Below are 15,915 nucleotides of genomic sequence, written 5' to 3'. Positions count from 1 at the left end.
GGATTATTTATCGCCCAATCCCTGTGGGTTGATATCAGAGTGTTCGATTTTCTCGTCGCTTTCCGCCCAACGATCCAACACCTTCAGGTAGCTGCCGTTGGCAATCGCGCTGTTGAGCGACGCCTGCACGGCATTCACCAGACCATTGCCTTTTTTCACCGTGACGGCAATGTTGGCGCTGCGCGGCCAACCGCCCGGCACGATGCCCACCAACCTGGTTTTACCGGTTAATTTCGCCTGATAAGCGCCGGCTACGTTCGGCCCAAAGGTCGCATCCGCGCGACCGGACTGAATGGCCAGCGTCGAGGCCGCCTTGTCAGTCACGTAGATGGGCTGGAGGGCAGGTAATCCCTTGGCCTGATTCTCTTTATCCCAGGCGAGCAGCACCGCTTCCTGATTGGTACCGGAATCCACGATGATCTTCTTGCCGGCAATATCCGGCGCCGACTTAATCGAGGTGATTTTGCTGTCGGTTTTCACGTAGAAGCCCAGCGTATCCTGGCGATAAGTGGCGAAGTCGAATTTGGTTTTACGCTCCTGAGTGACGGTAATGTTATAAATTGCGGCGTCATATTTGCCGGAGGTGACGCCAAGCGGCCAATCTTCCCACGAAGTCGGCACCAGTTTGAGTTTCAGCCCCAGCCCGTCGGCAACCAGGCGGGCAATATCCGACTCGCTGCCAATCACCGTTTTATTGTCGCGGGCGTACAGGCCGAACGGCGGGCCGCTGCCCAAAATCGACACGGCTACGGTCAGCGTGCCTGGCTCGACGAATTTAAACCCCGCGGGGATCTTGGCGGCGGCCTCCGGACTTTTCTGCGTGTTAATGGGGGTTTCGTTGGCGATCAGGTCCAGGCCCGGGGCGGCATTGGCCAGGGCGGAAAGGCTCAAGAGTGCCGCCGCTGCGGTGAGTTTTGCGCTATACATCATTATTATTACCTGCATTATTATGTGGTTGAGGCGGTCAGCACACTATCCTTTAAGCCGCTAAATCTGTGAACGAACAAAATTGGCTAACTAATTTTAGAAATTGTCAGGTTGTAGCAAAGGGAAACGATGGGCCAAGAGGAATATCGATAAGCTGAAGGTATTAACGGGCTGGAAGGGATGTTTCCCGCCGCATGTGAAAGGTGCATAAAATTAAATAACCGATCACCTGGTCAACGGCTTCGAATACTCTCGTATTGCCATCCTTTAATTAACAGGCGATTAAATAATGGTGGCATGGCACTGCCAGTGCCTATAAAAAAGCCCCCGCGATTGAGCGGGGGCCGGGGGTCATAACCTGTGGTTAGATTTATTTATCGAGCGCATAAGCGATAACGTAGTCGCCGCGGTCCGGTGATTGGCGAGCGCCACCGGCGGAAATCACGATATATTGCTTACCGGTGGTTGGTGAAACATAACTCATTGGTGTGCCACCGCTCCCCACAGGCAAGCGCGCTTTCCACACTTCTTTACCGGTAGAGGAGTCAAACGCCCGCAGGTAGTAATCCTGGGTACCGGCAATGAACACCAGGCCACCCTGGGTCGCCAGCGTACCACCGAGCGTCGGCATGCCAACCGGCATAGGTGCGCGCATTTTGATGCCGAACGGCCCGGTATCCTGCACCGTACCGGCCGGGACTTGCCACACCACTTTCTGGGTTTTCAGATCGATAGCGGACAGGGTACCGAACGGCGGTTTCTGGCACGGAATGCCCAGCGGCGACATAAAGCGGTTTTTGTTAACCCCATAAGGAGTGCCTTTCAGCGGCACGGCACCCATACCGGCATTGACGGACTCACCGCCATTGCTGGCCGGGGTGTTGGCATCGTTTTTCTGCGGGATCATCTGCACCCACAGGCCCAGACGCATGTCGTTGGCGAAGATGTAATGGTTGTTCGGATCGGTCGACAGACCGCCCCAGTTCATGCCGCCCAACGAGCCAGGGAAGCTGAGTGAGATATCGGTGTCCGGTGCGGTGAACAGGCCGTCGTAACGCATCGATTTAAAGCTGATGCGGCACATCAACTGGTCAAACGGCGTAGCGCCCCACATGTCAGACTCGGTCAGCTTCTCCGCGCCAATCTGCGGCATGCCGACAGAGAACGGTTGGGTAGCAGAGTACTGCTCGCCGGGGATGGTGCGCGTTTTCACCGGCAGCTCTTTCACTTCGGTCAAAGGTTTGCCGGTATGGCGATCCAACACGAAGATCTGACCGGTTTTCGCGCCAATGACCAGCGCCGGCTTGGTCGTGCCGTCTTTCATCGGGAAGTCGATCAGGCTGGGTTGCATCGGCAGGTCGAAGTCCCACAGGTCGTTATGAACGGTCTGATAAACCCATTTCTCTTTACCGGTGGTGGCGTCCAGCGCCAGGATGGAAGCGCCGTACTTGTGATCCAACGCGTTACGGTTAGCGCCCCACAGGTCAACCGAGGAGCTGCCCATCGGCAGGAACACGGTATTCATCGCCGGATCGTAGGACATAGGGGCCCAGGAGTTCGGCGTACTGCGCACAAAGGTCTGGCCAGGTTTCAATGCCGAGTTGGGATCCTTATTACCCGGATCGAACGCCCAACGCATGGCACCGGTGATCACGTCGAAACCGCGCAACACGCCGCCAGGCATGTCGGTTTGCACGTTATCCGCCACGCGGCCGCCGACGACAATGGTGGTGCCCGCCAAGGTTGGCGCAGAGGTCAGCTGGTATTTCGGATCGGCGGCGTCACCCATACCGGCCTTCAGATCGACCACGCCCTGGTGGCCGAAGTTCTGACAGAACTCACCGTTATCGGCGTTGATCGCCACCAAACGGGCATCGATGGTGTTCATCAGAATGCGACGTTGACAACTGTCACCCGCGGTTAACGTGACCGGTGTGGCAGGCGTGGAGCCAGGCACCGTCGGTTGCGTCAGCGGTTTGGTGGCATCGAAGTAGGCCAGGCCACGGCAACGGTTCCAGACCTGGGATTTCGCATTGACTTCACGCTTCCAGATCTCTTTACCGCTGTCGGCATCGACGGCAATCACGTTGTTGTGTGGCGTACACAGGAAAATGCGGTTACCGATTTGCAATGGCGTTTGCTGATCTTCCGCGCCGTTGCCGTCCGGGCTCAACGGGGTATCGCCGGTGTGGAAGGTCCAGGCGACTTTCAGTTCCTTCACGTTGTCGCGGGTGATTTGGTCCAGCGCCACAAAGCGGCTGCCGCCCGGCGTATTGCCGTAGTTATCCCAGTCTTTTTGTTGTTGGGCTTTATCCACCGGGATTAATGGCAGTTGTTGGCCGCTGAAAGCGACGGTCGGGTGTGGCTGGAACATCTGTACGAAGGTGGCGACCATGCCAACTGCCAGTACGGCACTGAGCAGGTAGGACAGCTTCGCCAGTGGCGCTTTGCCTTCCGGCTTACGCAGGGCCGGCCAGCTCAGGAAGGCCAGCAGCATCAAGCCGGCAGGCACCATCAGTCGGGAGACCAGGGGCCAGAAATCGAACCCGGCATCCAACACCGACCATATCAGCGTGCCGATAAACACCAGCAGGAACAACCACACCGCTGAAGATTTACGTCGGAAGAATTGCACGGCAGACAGCAGGGTGACGATACCGGCAATCAGGAAGTAACTGCTGCCCCCCAGCGAGACTAACTTACCGCCGCCAATGGCGAAGAATAAACCGACAACGGTAAGAATTATCCCCAATAAACAACACCATAGTTTAAGTTTTATACCCGGTTGGGCAGTTGATTCAGGCATGGCTGACAGACTCCAAGATAATGTTTTTCATCATGTTTACCCCGAATGATCGCGACCCTGCAGATCCCTGGTGGTGTGAGAGCAGAGCATAAATCAAGCGGTGGAATGCCGTGATTGTACCATTTGATTCATTATAAAGTTAAGAGGATGTTGCTTGCTAACCTAATTATTAGCCCTAATTGCAACAACTGGAAAAAATTTAATGAAAGCGGCTTGGCTTGAAAAGCGCTACCGCGTTTCTGAACCGTGGCGAGGGTTAACCCCTAACATTTATGGTTCGGCATCATGACCAAATACCCATTATTAGGTAGCACAAAATGAAGGCGGAAGATTTAAATCGATAACTCATTAGGGGCCATTATTTCCGGACCAGCCACGCTGCGGCAAATAAAATTATTGATGGTTTTATTAACCCTGTCATTGCAATGGGTAATGGGCTTTCCCATTGCTGCGCGCCGGTGACAGAAAGCTTTGGGCTTATATTGGGTGTCGCGGATTTTTTGATGCGTTATTTAACCCGTTTTCATTTTTTTAGTTACTTAAGGTTAAAAAATAGAATTCATTACGTTAATATTAGTATTCCACTATGCAGTGCTTCGATTGATTGGGCGTCATCGTTTTACTGTACTGCATAGTGGTCACTATTAATTCATTATTTATCTTAAAGCAGCCCCCCCCAATAAACACATCAATAACGAATAATCCCGCCTGGCAATTATCTGTGAATTAAATTAATCACCGCGCCGTCGAATACCCCCTCAATGAGATAATTTGCCGCAGGTAGTGATCCGTGCGAAGCGCTGTTCAACCACGCTTCGCACCAGTTGCCGTAGCCAACGATGTGCCGGATCGACCTCCAGGCGCGGATGCCACATTTGCGAAACGGTAATTTCCTGGGTTTTTACCGGCAGTTCAAAGGAATAAAGCGCGGTGCCTACCGGCTGATTGATCAAGAAAGAGGCGGGCACCAGTGCCACCAGATCGGACGCCTGAGCCACCGCCAGCGCGGCGGGAAAGCTCGGCACAACGGCGGCTATTTTTCTCTCCAACCCTAATTCAGTCAGCGCCTGATCTACCGGCCCCGTTAATAGCCCACGGCGCGAAGCCACCACATGGCCACAAGCGGCATATTGGCGCGCAGTAATTTCGGTTTCCTGCTCTAACGGATGGCCCTTTCTGACCACCGCGATAAACCGATCGCGAAACAGTGCCTGCAGACGAATTTCCGGCCCCATCTCCCCCAGTACGCCGATTTCCAGGTCCACCAGCCCTTCACGCAGGTGCCGTGAATGCTTCTCCGGCTTCGGTGCAAAACACAGCCGCACCGAAGGCGCTGCCGTTGCTGCCGCCGCAATCAGTGCTGCGCCAAACGCCTCGACAAAGCCTTCGTTGGCGCGCAGGGTAAAGGTTCGTTCCAGCGTCGATAAACTCAGTTCCGACACCGAAGGGCGTAATACCGCGCGCGCCTCAAAGACGGCGTTTTGCGTACGCTCGCGTATGGCTTCGGCATAGGGGGTCAGCACCATATTGCGCCCGGCGCGAACCAGCAAAGGATCCCCGGTGACCGTCCGCAGGCGGCTGAGCGTACGGCTCATTGCCGAGGCGCTGAGTTTTAGGCGACGTGCTGCACCGGCTACGCTGCCCAAAGAAAGCAGCGCATCGAGCGCAATCAACAAATTGAGATCGGGTTCTGTCATCAAGGGTATCCTGGTGGCTTTATGAACGGGGTAGCGTCGGCTGCAGGTTATAAATGCAAATGCTGCATCTGCTGCAGTTTATACAGCATAGTTATATTTTCCACCGGGGATGGCAACGGAAACTCGGCGATAAAGCGATCCTGGGTTGAGGGGCTAGCTGGTGATGGGCAACAAAAAAGCCGATAACAAGCGAATGTTATCGGCTTTTGGCTGCCGGTCAGGGCAGAACGGGCGGATTAGGCGGCAGGTAACTGCTGCGCGGTTTTTTCCACCAGCGCCAGCAGGACTTTGATATCGTCCAGGCTGACCGTTGGGTTCAACAACGTCATTTTCAGGCAGGTAACGCCGTTAAATTCGGTCACCCCGACGTTGGCACGCCCGGACTCCAGCAACGCATCGCCAATTCGTTGGTTCAGCAACGCCACGGCCGCATCGCCGCCGGCAAACGGCTGCGGACGGTAGCGGAACAGCACGCTGGCCAACTGAGGCTGCATCACCAACTCCAGCGCCGGTTGATCGCCGATATAGTGCGCCACCTGCTGTGCCAGCGTGACGCCGTGATCGATGATCTCTGCATATTGCTGTTGCCCCAAGGCTTCCAGGCCCATCCACAGTTTTAACGCATCAAAACGGCGGGTGGTCTGCAAGGACTTGGACACCAGGTTAGGCACGCCCTGAGCTTCGTCGAATTCGGAGTTCAGGTAGGCTGCCTGATAACGCATCAGCTCATAGTGACGGGCCTCTTTCAGCAAGAAAGCGCCGCAGCTGATGGTCTGGAAGAATTGTTTGTGGAAGTCCAGCGTCACGGAATCCACCAATTCAATGCCATCCAGATAGTCGCGGTATTTCTCGGACAGCAACAATGCGCCGCCCCAGGCCGCATCGACATGCACCCAGATTTGGTGTTCTGCCGCCAACTGAGCGATAGCGCGCAGTGGGTCGATAGCCCCGGCATCGGTGGTACCTGCGGTCGCGACAATCGCCAGGATCTGCTCGCCGTTGGCCTTGGCTTGCGCCAGTTTTTCGGCTAAATCGTTCAGATCCATGCGCGCGAATTGATCGGTCTTCACCAACGTGACGGATTGGTAGCCCAGGCCGAGTAAAGCCATGTTCTTTTGCACCGAGAAGTGGGCGTTTTCAGAACAGAACACTTTAATCTTTTTCAGGTTACCGACCAGCCCATCTTGCTGCACAGAGTGGCCCTGCCTGGCGAAGAAGGCATCGCGCGCCAGCATCAGGCCCATCAGATTGCTCTGGGTGCCGCCGCTGGTGAACACCCCGGCATCGCCTGGCTGATACCCGACCTGGGTACGCAACCATTCGATCAACTTCATCTCGATGAGGGTGGCTGACGGGCTTTGATCCCAGGAGTCCATGCTCTGGTTGGTGGCGTTGATCAACACCTCAGCCGCCTGGCTGATCACCAGGCTCGGGCAATGCAAATGCGCCACGCACTGCGGATGATGCACCGACAGACTGTCTTTTAAAAAGTATTCAATCGCGCGTTCAATGGCCACCTGGTTGCCCAGGCCTTGCGGATTAAAATCAAGCTTAATGCGCTCACGCAGTTCGGCAACGGTTTTTCCCTGATACATCTCGGGTTGTTGCAGCCACTGCACTACCGCCTGGCTACTTTGCTCGATCGCTTGCTGGTACGCCTCGGTGCTTTGCGCAGAGGCGGCCAGAATCGGATTTGACCGGGACATTAAATTCACTCCATGCCTACAGGCTTGACGCCGGCGGCTAACAGGGCCTGTTCAAATTTATCCAGGAAAATGCCCAGTTCGTCGTTGGTGATCAGCAGGGAAGGCAGCAGACGCAGTACGTTACCGTTACGGCCGCCACGCTCCAGGATCAAGCCGGCTTCGAAGCATTTTTTCTGCAGCAGGGCAGACAACTGAGGATCCGCCGGGTAGCAACCCATATGATCCTGCGCTTCGTCAGGTTTGACGATTTCCATGCCAATCATCAAGCCCAGACCGCGCACGTGACCGATCGCCGGATAACGTTTTTGCAGTTCGGCCAGCTTGGCTTTCAGCCATTCACCTTGTGCAGCGACCTTATCGGCCACGTTGTTATCTTTAAGGTGTTGCAGGGTGGTCAGGCCGGTGGCCATCGCCAGTTGGTTACCACGGAAGGTACCGGTATGGTGGCCAGGCTCCCAGGCGTCAAACTCTTTCTTGATGCCCAATACCGCCAGCGGCAAACCGCCGCCTACCGCTTTGGACATCACGATGATGTCCGGCTCAATACCGGCGTGTTCAAAGGCGAACAGTTTGCCGGTACGGGCAAAACCGGCCTGAACTTCGTCGATAATCAGCAGAATGCCGTGTTCCTGAGTGACTTTGCGAATGCGCTGCAACCACTCGACCGGGGCCGGGTTAACGCCGCCTTCACCCTGAACCGCTTCCAGGATGACCGCCGCAGGTTTGCGCACGCCGCTTTCGACGTCATTGATCAGGTTTTCGAAATAGTAGGTCAGTGCCTTAACGCCGGCTTCGCCACCGATGCCAAGCGGGCAGCGGTATTCGTGCGGGTAAGGCATAAACTGGACTTCCGGCATCATGCCGTTAATCGCTTCTTTCGGTGACAGGTTGCCTGTGACCGCCAGCGCGCCATGGGTCATGCCATGGTAGCCGCCGGAGAAGCTGATCACACCAGAACGCCCGGTGTGCTTTTTCGCCAGTTTCAGGGCGGCTTCAACCGCATCTGCGCCCGAGGGGCCGCAGAACTGCAGGCAATATTCCTGGCCCTGTCCTGGTAATAAAGAGAGCAAATACGCTGAGAACTGATCTTTCAACGGCGTTGTCAGATCGAGGGTATGTAACGGCAAGCCGCTGGTAATGACATTTTGGATGCTTTGAAGGACGTCAGGATGGTTATGACCCAGAGCCAGCGTACCCGCACCAGCCAGGCAATCAAGATATTGATTATTCTCAACATCGGTGATCCACACGCCTTGGGCTTTCGCAATCGCCAACGGCAATTTACGGGGGTAACTCCTGACATTCGATTCAAATTCGGCTTGTCTCGCCAAATATGTTTCGTTGTTTACATTTTCTAACTTCACATCGAAATTATCAATACGGACTTTATCCGTCATCATATCTCTCCTACAACTGGGGGTATCATTAACGCCCTAGTTGAATTATTAAATTGAATAAATAACTACCGTGAAAAAACGCGCCCAATATATGGCTTTTTACCCCCCGGCTCAATAGTTATTTAGCCGGGGGGTGTTTATTATTTTTTATATAAAAATCAATGAATTGGTGGTTTGTTGGCCAATAATGCCGCGCTTTAAGTATGAGGCGGTGCTTGACAAGGCACAAAAAACCTCCTCAAAAAAAGTAGGGGTACCGGCCCAATGCGTTTATTTTGAAGGCTATTTTAGAAGGAGGGACTCAGGGCGGCGCGGCGGGATTTTTGAAAAACCGACTTATTATAAATAAGGCATTGCTTAGAAATTAACCGAATTTAGCGAGGGCGGCAGAGGGGTTCTTTCCGCGATAACCGAATCATTACCAAGGAATTTCACCATGGCGGTCAAAGAAACCGCCGGTTGGGCCCCTCTTTAGCGATTAAGGTCTGCGAGCGGGATATCCTATTATGTCGCCCGGCCCGGCGAGTTCGACAGGATCATGTCCGCGGCCTTTTCCCCGATCATAATGCTGGGAGCATTAGTGTTGCCGGTCGGTATCACCGGCATCACCGAGGCGTCGATCACGCGCAGGCCAGACACCCCGTGCACCCGCAGTTGGGGATCGACAACCGCCATCTTATCGCTTCCCATGCGCGCGGTACCGACCTGATGGTGGTAGGAGCCAGTCATTCGGCTGACGTAATCGCGCATTTTCTGTCGGTTGTCCACGCCGTCCATGCCCATTTCTTTGCCGCGCCAAGGCGTGAGAGCGGCTTGTTGCATCACTTCTCGCAACAGCAGGGCTTTGTCGGTCATGATTTCCAGATCTTGCGTTTCAGAATAGACGCGCGGATCCATCAACGGCGGCTGCAACGGGTCGAGAGAGTTGAGCCAGAGGCGGCCACGGCTTTTCGGACGCACCAATCCTGGCGTGACACTGTAACCATGCTCAACCCCGGCCATAAACGGCATGGTGAACAGCAGCGACTGGGTATCCGGAGCCTGAAGCTGCGGTGCCGATTTATGGAAAATCTGCGCTTCGATACCGGAGGCCAGACCGACCGCTACCGGCTGCGGCGACGACCAAACCATAGGGCACACCAGGTGGTCGTGCAGGTTTTCACCCACGCCCGGCAGGTTAACCAAGGGGGTGATGCCCATTTTTTCCAGTTGTTCCGCCGGCCCGATGCCGGAGTGCAGCAGAATAGACGGGCTCATCAGTGAACCGGCGCACAGCAGCACTTCATGGCGAGCCTCGATACGATAATCGACACCGCGATGGACAAAGTGCACCCCGGTGATGCGATCTTTCTGATTCAGCAGTTTCAACACCCGCGCTTCGGTGATCACCGACAGATTATCCGCTTTACTGATGGCGTCGCCGTAACAGACCCAGGCGCTGGCACGTTTGCCGTCCGGCGTTATGGTGTACTGCGGGAAACTGACCCCGCTGGAGTCCTGGCCATCATTGTAATCCTGCACCCAGCGCAGCCCGGCCTGCTGCCCGGCCTCAACGAAGGCGTGGGCCAACGGGGTCATGGCGGGGCGGGAAACCTGCAACAGGCCACCGGTGGCATGCATACTGGACAACCCGCTGATATTGCAGTTTTCCGCTTTGCGGAAATAAGGCAGTACCTCCTGCCAGCTCCAGCCAGTCGCCCCCAGTGCCGCCCAGTTGTCGTAATCGGAGGGCAGACCGCGCACGTACATCATGCCGTTGATTGAGCTGGAGCCGCCCAAGGTTTTGCCGCGCGGCCAGTAAATATCCTGTTTGCCGGCGTAAATTTGCGGTTGGGTGGAGAAGCCCCAATCGACGGCGGTATGCCACAGCGCCATGGCCTGCGGTGGGTTGTGGATCGCCGGCATGTCGTCTCGCGGCCCGGCCTCCAGCAGTAACACCTTTAAACCGGCATCAACCAACCGGCGGGTGACTACTGAGCCGGCCGATCCGGCGCCGATAATAATGTAATCGTACTTATCGTTATCGCTTTTTGCGCCAGTGCTGCGAGGTGTCGATTGGCGAGCATGGCCGGAGAAGGGCAACACCGCCACCGCGCTCATCGCCAGACTGGCGGCAATGAACCGGCGGCGACCTGCGTCGGCCTGGGGTTTGTCTTGTTTCATGACGATTCCTTTTATGGGGGGTGAACACGCGGCGTTAGTGAGCGTCGATGTCTTTCAGGGCAATCCAGGTGGCCTTCATTTCGCCGTACTGCCGCATCGCGTGTAACGACAGGTCGCGGCCAATGCCGGACTGTTTGAAACCGCCGAACGGCGAGAGAATATCGCGGGTCAGGAAGTGGTTGACCCAGACGGTTCCCGCTTCCAGTTGGCGGGCAATGCGGTGAACTTTGGCGATATCCGGCGTCCAGAACCCGGCGGTCAAGCCGTATTCGCTGTCGTTCGCCAGGCGAATGGCTTCTTCTTCGTTTTCAAACGCGATAACCGAAGCGACCGGGCCGAAGATTTCGTTTTGCGAGGCGGTCATGGTCGGGGTGGCATTGTCGATGACCGTCGGCGGGAAGAAATGCCCGCCCGGCACGACGCTGTCATCCGCATAGCCACCGCAAACGACGTTGGCCCCTTCATCACGCGCAGAGTCCACGTAACGCAGGACATTGGCCTGATGTTTGGCGTCAATCAACGGCCCCATCATGGTCGCGGGATCCAGCGGATGGCCCGGTTTCCAGCGTTTCACTTCTTCAATCAGCAGCGCGACAAATTGCTCCTTGATCGAGGACTGCACCAGCAAGCGGGTCCCCGAGGCACAAACGGCCCCCTGGTTGGCGCAAAAGCCCAACGCCGCAAAGCGCGCCGCTCGGGCCAGATCCGGCGTATCGGCAAAAATGATATGCGCGTTCTTGCCGCCGCCCTCAAGGTAGGTGCGTTTCATATTGGACTGGCCGGCATAAATCAGCAGCTGTTTGGCCACCTGAGTCGAGCCGGTAAAGGCCATGACCCGCACGTCGGCGTGCAACGCCAGCGCCTGACCCACCTGGGCGCCACCGGTCACCACGTTGAATACGCCCTCGGGGATGCCGGCCTGTTGTGCCAGCGCCGCCAGGCGGATGCCGGTTAACGGCGCTTTTTCCGAGGGTTTGAACACCACCGAGTTCCCCATCGCCAGCGCCGGTGCAATCTTCCAGCAGGCGATCATCAGCGGGTTGTTCCAGGGCGTCATTACCGCCACCACGCCCAAGGCCTGGTAGGTGATCATGCCGTGGAAGCTGTCGCCGGTAGGGGCGATTTCACCGGCAATCTTGTCGATCGCCTCGGCGTAATAGCGCAGGGCGATTTGGACGTCCTGCATATCCATGTCCAGCGATTCATGGATGGTTTTGCCGGTATCCAGGCTTTCCAGCAGCGCCAGCTCTTCCTGATGCTGACCGACCAGATCGGCCAGACGCAGCAGGGCGGCTTTACGTTGCGCCGGGGATTGGTCGCGCCAAATACCGGACGAGTACGTCCTGGCAGCCGCCGCGACCGCGCGATCGACGGTGGCGGCATCGCAGTCGGCAATCGCCGCCAATAAGCGCCCGTCGATCGGGCTGATATCGGCAAAAGTGGCACCGTCGGCAGAGTCCTGATACTGACCGTCAATATAGGCACGCCCTTCGATCTGCAGGGCGTTTGCCTGCTGCTGCCATTGTTCGAACGTCTTAGCCTGGCTATTCATAGGGAGTCCTTATTTCAGTCTGCGGTGATCCTCTTCGAGGGATGAAGCTAAACTAGCTGTGGCCAGGTTGAACAACCAGAGGGCGTGCCGTATCACACTGGTGCCGTACAGGCACCAATAGATGGCGTATATTGTGCTAATGACCCGCGGATTGAAGGGACGTGAACGTGGATATGATGAATGCATTACGCATATTCAATGCGGTGGTAAAGGGCGGCAATTTTACGGCTGCCGCAGAGGCGCTGGACCTTTCGCGCCCGCGGGTGAGCAAGAGTATTGCCGAGCTGGAGCAGCATTTCGGCGTACGCTTGCTGCATCGCACCACCCGTTCGATGACGCTGACGGAAGCCGGCCGAGAATGCTTCGAATACAGCCAACGCATTACCGGCGAATGCCAGGCGCTGGAAGCCTATATGGGCAATCAGGGGCAGCCGGCGGGCACGTTGCGCATCAGTGCGCCACACCCGTATTGCCGGGCCGAACTGGCGACGATTGTGGCCGGCTATCAACGCCGTTATCCGCGGGTGTCGGTGGAGTTTTGTCTCAGCGACCAGTTGGTTAACCTGATCGATCAGGGGATTGATGTGGCGATCCGCGTGGCCAATTTGTCGGATTCGTCCCTGGTGGCGCGTAAGCTGTGTGACATTCCCCGAATACTCTGCGCGTCCCCAGACTATTTAAAGCGCCACGGCACGCCCGATAGCCCGCAGGCATTGCGGGAACACAACTGCTTGGTCTATTCACTGTTGCCTCGTGCGGAACAATGGGAATATTTGGATGAGGAGGGCCGGCTGGTCGAGGTGCCGGTATGCGGCTCGCTGCGCGCCAACAGCGGTGATGCATTGTTGGCCAGCGCCCTGGAGGGCCGAGGCATTATTCTTGAGCCGGAGTTCGTGGTGCGGGAGGCATTGGCTGGCGGTACGCTGGTCAGGCTGATGCGGGAGTTTACCTGGAGCCATCGCTCACTGTATGTGGTCTATGTTAACCGGCGCTATCTGCCGGTTAATATTCGCAGCTTTGTGGATTTTGTCGCTGATTACTACCGGCAACCCAGGGTAACGCCGGGCCAGAAGCTCACGGATATCCCTCCGGTTGCCTGAGGACGCGGCTACTCAGCGTTCACCTTAAAGCGCGTGGCTTCGGCAATCAGCTCCCGAGCCAGCGTTTCATCCGCCAGGGCGTCCAGCAGCAGCAGGTTCAGGCGGGTCAAAAAGAGCGCCAGGGGTTCGCCGGAAAACGGCTCGGCGGCCCGATAAAACTGACTGTAGATCTCATCGAGCTGCTGTTCGTTCAATTTAGCCTTCATTTTGTGCTCACAATGACCCGATTACCTCTGACCGAATACGATCCGCCATTCTCCATTACGCGCGCCAGCCATTTGGTGTTGACCTCGCGGGATCTGGCCGCCAGCGAGTTGTTTTACACCCAGGTGATCGGCATGGTGCTGACTCGGCGGGAAGACGACAGACTCTATTTGCGCGGGCTGGAAGAGGCTTGCCACCACAGCCTGGTTATCAAGCTCAGCACGGCGGAGCCTCATTGCGAGCGCATTGGCTTACGCGTGTTCCGGGAAAAGGATCTGGAAGTGGCCAAGCGGTTTTTTGACCAGCAGGGGTTGGAAAACCGCTGGGTGGAGGTGCCTTATCAGGGGCGCACCCTGCATTTTACCGATCCGACTGGCACGCTGATCGAACTGTGCGCCTCCATGCCGGTCATGCCGCGTTTGCACCATCAGGTGCATCTGTATCGCGGTGGCTGCGCCCAGCGGCTCGATCACTTTCAATTGCACACGCCCCATGTCCAGCGGGCGGCTGAATTCTATATGACGCAGTTGGGCTTTCGCGCTTCGGATATCTATTTTGACGAGCAAGGCCTGGGGGCCGCTTTTCTACAACGTAAAGGCAATACTCAGGATCTGGTGTATTTGCATGGCCCGGGGCCACGCCTGCATCACTTCGGTTATACCATTCCCGATTCGCAGGAAATCTTACGTGCCTGCGACACTGCCGGTAATCTGGGGTTTGGCGACGCCGTTGAGCGGGGGCCGGGCAGACACGGGATGGGGCACGTGCTGTTTGTTTATCTGCACGATCCCGACGGCCATCGCATCGAACTGCACAATACCCCATATCAGATGATGGATATCGAATTGGAAACCAATATTCTTGAGGCCGGTGAGCGCCAGCAACTGTTGCCGTGGGGTTTGCCGCCGCAGCGCAAATGGGTCACCGAAGCCACGGCCTTTACCGATACCCCGGTCGAAAAACCGGCCAGTGGCGGTTATCCGCTGGTACTGGAAGAGTATTTATCCCGTAAATAGGATCAAGGTGTCGCGATCACCCCTTGTGCAGCCTCAGTCAGGGATGGCCGGGCTGCCGTAAGCTTGAGGGGTTTGAGGGCCAGTGATATACGTATGTCGATCCACAGTGAAATGCGGTGGGTTATGAGGATGTTTTTACCAAGCTGGAAATGACACGTAAACATTATGCCGAAGCCGGGGTTCCAGAATAATATCTGACTAATATCATTAGCTGATATTATGCAGGCATTGCATATCTGTAATCCCTGCATTTTACTTCTATCGCTGTACCGGTTGCATTTTTAATAAACGCTATTTTCTGCAATATCCATCGCGAAATAAGAGAGAATAATATCTGCACCTGCTCGTTTGATAGCACCGAGCGTTTCGCGAACGACTTTCCGCTCGTCAATGGCTCCGGCTCTGGCTGCAAACTTAATCATCGCATACTCCCCACTGACCTGATAAGCCGCCAGCGGTAGTTTTGATGCAGCTCGAATATCACTGATCACGTCCAGATAGGTCCCGGCGGGTTTGACCATCAGGGCATCCGCACCTTCATGTTCGTCCAGAAGCGATTCCCGTATAGCCTCCCGCCGGTTCATTGGGTTCATCTGATACTGTTTACGATCTCCCTGTAACACGCTGCCTCCGGCCTCCCTGAAAGGCCCGTACAGTGAAGACGCTAATTTTGTGGAATAAGACATAATAGCGGTATTCGTAAATCCGGCCTCATCAAGCGCGTGTCGGATAGCCTGCACCTGACCATCCGCTGCGGCGGAAGGTGCAATAAAATCAGCGCCGGCTGCAGCTGCATTCACGGCCTGTCTTCCTAAATTAATGAGTGTCGCATCATTGTCCACACCGTGATCATGTAATACCCCACAGTGACCGTGCGTGGTGTATTCACAAAAACAAGTATCAGACATCACGATCATTTCCGGAACGGTATCTTTGCAGATACGCGTCATACGCGCTACAAGGCCGTTTTCATTCCAGGTATCGCTACCTGTCGCATCCATATGATGAGAGATCCCGAAGGTCATCACCGAGCGGATACCTGCCTGAGCGTAACGTTCGATTTCGTATGCCAGCTTTGATTCAGGAATACGCAGCACGCCGGGCATAGTGGCAATTTCTACAAATTCAGACGTCTCTTCTTCCACGAATATTGGCAACACCAGGTCATCAAGGGTGAACGCTGTTTCCTGGAAAAGCATCCTTAAGGAAGAAGACTTCCTCAGACGGCGTGGTCGTATTGCCGGGAAATTATTAAACATTATGACTCCTTCAGTTTCTTTTTACTTTGAGTGATTGCTTGATGTTTTTCACACTTAATTACCGGCCCTGGCATACAGGAGGCTGGCC

At 55.8% G+C, this 15,915-nt stretch carries 11 protein-coding genes; 2 read left to right on the top strand and 9 right to left on the bottom strand.

Translation table 11 applies throughout. The features are described 5' to 3' along the window. Positions 1 to 3: 3 nt before the first annotated feature. The 7 genes from ACGS9J_RS15610 to ACGS9J_RS15580 all read right to left on the bottom strand — a co-directional run bounded on the left by ACGS9J_RS15610 (position 4) and on the right by ACGS9J_RS15580 (position 12,248). The gene (locus tag ACGS9J_RS15610) at positions 4 to 930 is read right to left on the bottom strand and encodes an ABC transporter substrate-binding protein (protein WP_442231775.1); all 927 of its coding nucleotides are present in this window, start codon (positions 928 to 930) and stop codon (positions 4 to 6) included. 367 nt (positions 931 to 1,297) lie between these two features. After that, positions 1,298 to 3,733, bottom strand: a complete 2,436-nt coding sequence (locus tag ACGS9J_RS15605; RefSeq protein WP_442231774.1) for a glucose/quinate/shikimate family membrane-bound PQQ-dependent dehydrogenase — start codon at positions 3,731 to 3,733, stop codon at positions 1,298 to 1,300. 758 nt (positions 3,734 to 4,491) lie between these two features. Beyond that, complete coding sequence (locus tag ACGS9J_RS15600; RefSeq protein WP_442231773.1) at positions 4,492 to 5,430, bottom strand: LysR family transcriptional regulator; 939 nt, start codon at positions 5,428 to 5,430, stop codon at positions 4,492 to 4,494. A gap of 236 nt (positions 5,431 to 5,666) precedes the next feature. After that, entirely contained in the window at positions 5,667 to 7,136 is a 1,470-nt protein-coding gene (locus tag ACGS9J_RS15595; RefSeq protein WP_442231772.1) for a pyridoxal phosphate-dependent decarboxylase family protein, read from the bottom strand. Between the two features lie 5 nt (positions 7,137 to 7,141). Continuing rightward, the gene (locus ACGS9J_RS15590; protein ID WP_442231981.1) at positions 7,142 to 8,533 is read right to left on the bottom strand and encodes a diaminobutyrate--2-oxoglutarate transaminase; all 1,392 of its coding nucleotides are present in this window, start codon (positions 8,531 to 8,533) and stop codon (positions 7,142 to 7,144) included. A gap of 504 nt (positions 8,534 to 9,037) precedes the next feature. After that, on the bottom strand, positions 9,038 to 10,696 hold the full coding sequence (locus ACGS9J_RS15585) for a GMC family oxidoreductase (protein ID WP_442231771.1): 1,659 nt from the start codon (positions 10,694 to 10,696) through the stop codon (positions 9,038 to 9,040). Positions 10,697 to 10,730: 34 nt separating this feature from the next. After that, positions 10,731 to 12,248 (bottom strand): aldehyde dehydrogenase family protein, encoded by a 1,518-nt coding sequence (locus ACGS9J_RS15580; RefSeq protein WP_442231770.1) that lies wholly within the window; start codon positions 12,246 to 12,248, stop codon positions 10,731 to 10,733. A gap of 173 nt (positions 12,249 to 12,421) precedes the next feature. On the opposite strand from ACGS9J_RS15580, the gene ACGS9J_RS15575 reads away from it, so the two are divergent. Then, entirely contained in the window at positions 12,422 to 13,348 is a 927-nt protein-coding gene (locus ACGS9J_RS15575) for a LysR family transcriptional regulator (protein WP_442231980.1), read from the top strand. Between the two features lie 8 nt (positions 13,349 to 13,356). On the opposite strand, the gene ACGS9J_RS15570 is transcribed toward ACGS9J_RS15575, so the two are convergent. Then, entirely contained in the window at positions 13,357 to 13,554 is a 198-nt protein-coding gene (locus ACGS9J_RS15570) for a hypothetical protein (RefSeq protein WP_442231769.1), read from the bottom strand. Positions 13,555 to 13,566: 12 nt separating this feature from the next. Here ACGS9J_RS15570 and ACGS9J_RS15565 point away from each other — a divergent pair, with 12 nt between their 5' ends. After that, positions 13,567 to 14,568 (top strand): VOC family protein, encoded by a 1,002-nt coding sequence (locus tag ACGS9J_RS15565; RefSeq protein ID WP_442231768.1) that lies wholly within the window; start codon positions 13,567 to 13,569, stop codon positions 14,566 to 14,568. A 281-nt stretch (positions 14,569 to 14,849) separates the two neighbouring features. On the opposite strand, the gene hemB is transcribed toward ACGS9J_RS15565, so the two are convergent. Continuing rightward, entirely contained in the window at positions 14,850 to 15,827 is a 978-nt protein-coding gene (hemB, locus tag ACGS9J_RS15560; RefSeq protein WP_442231767.1) for a porphobilinogen synthase, read from the bottom strand. Positions 15,828 to 15,915: the final 88 nt, after the last annotated feature.

This window comes from Serratia quinivorans (assembly GCF_052113645.1).
Lineage (GTDB): Bacteria > Pseudomonadota > Gammaproteobacteria > Enterobacterales > Enterobacteriaceae > Serratia > Serratia quinivorans_B.
The sequence above is the reverse complement of the archived record's forward strand: the minus strand, read 5'-3'. Positions and strand labels throughout refer to the sequence as shown.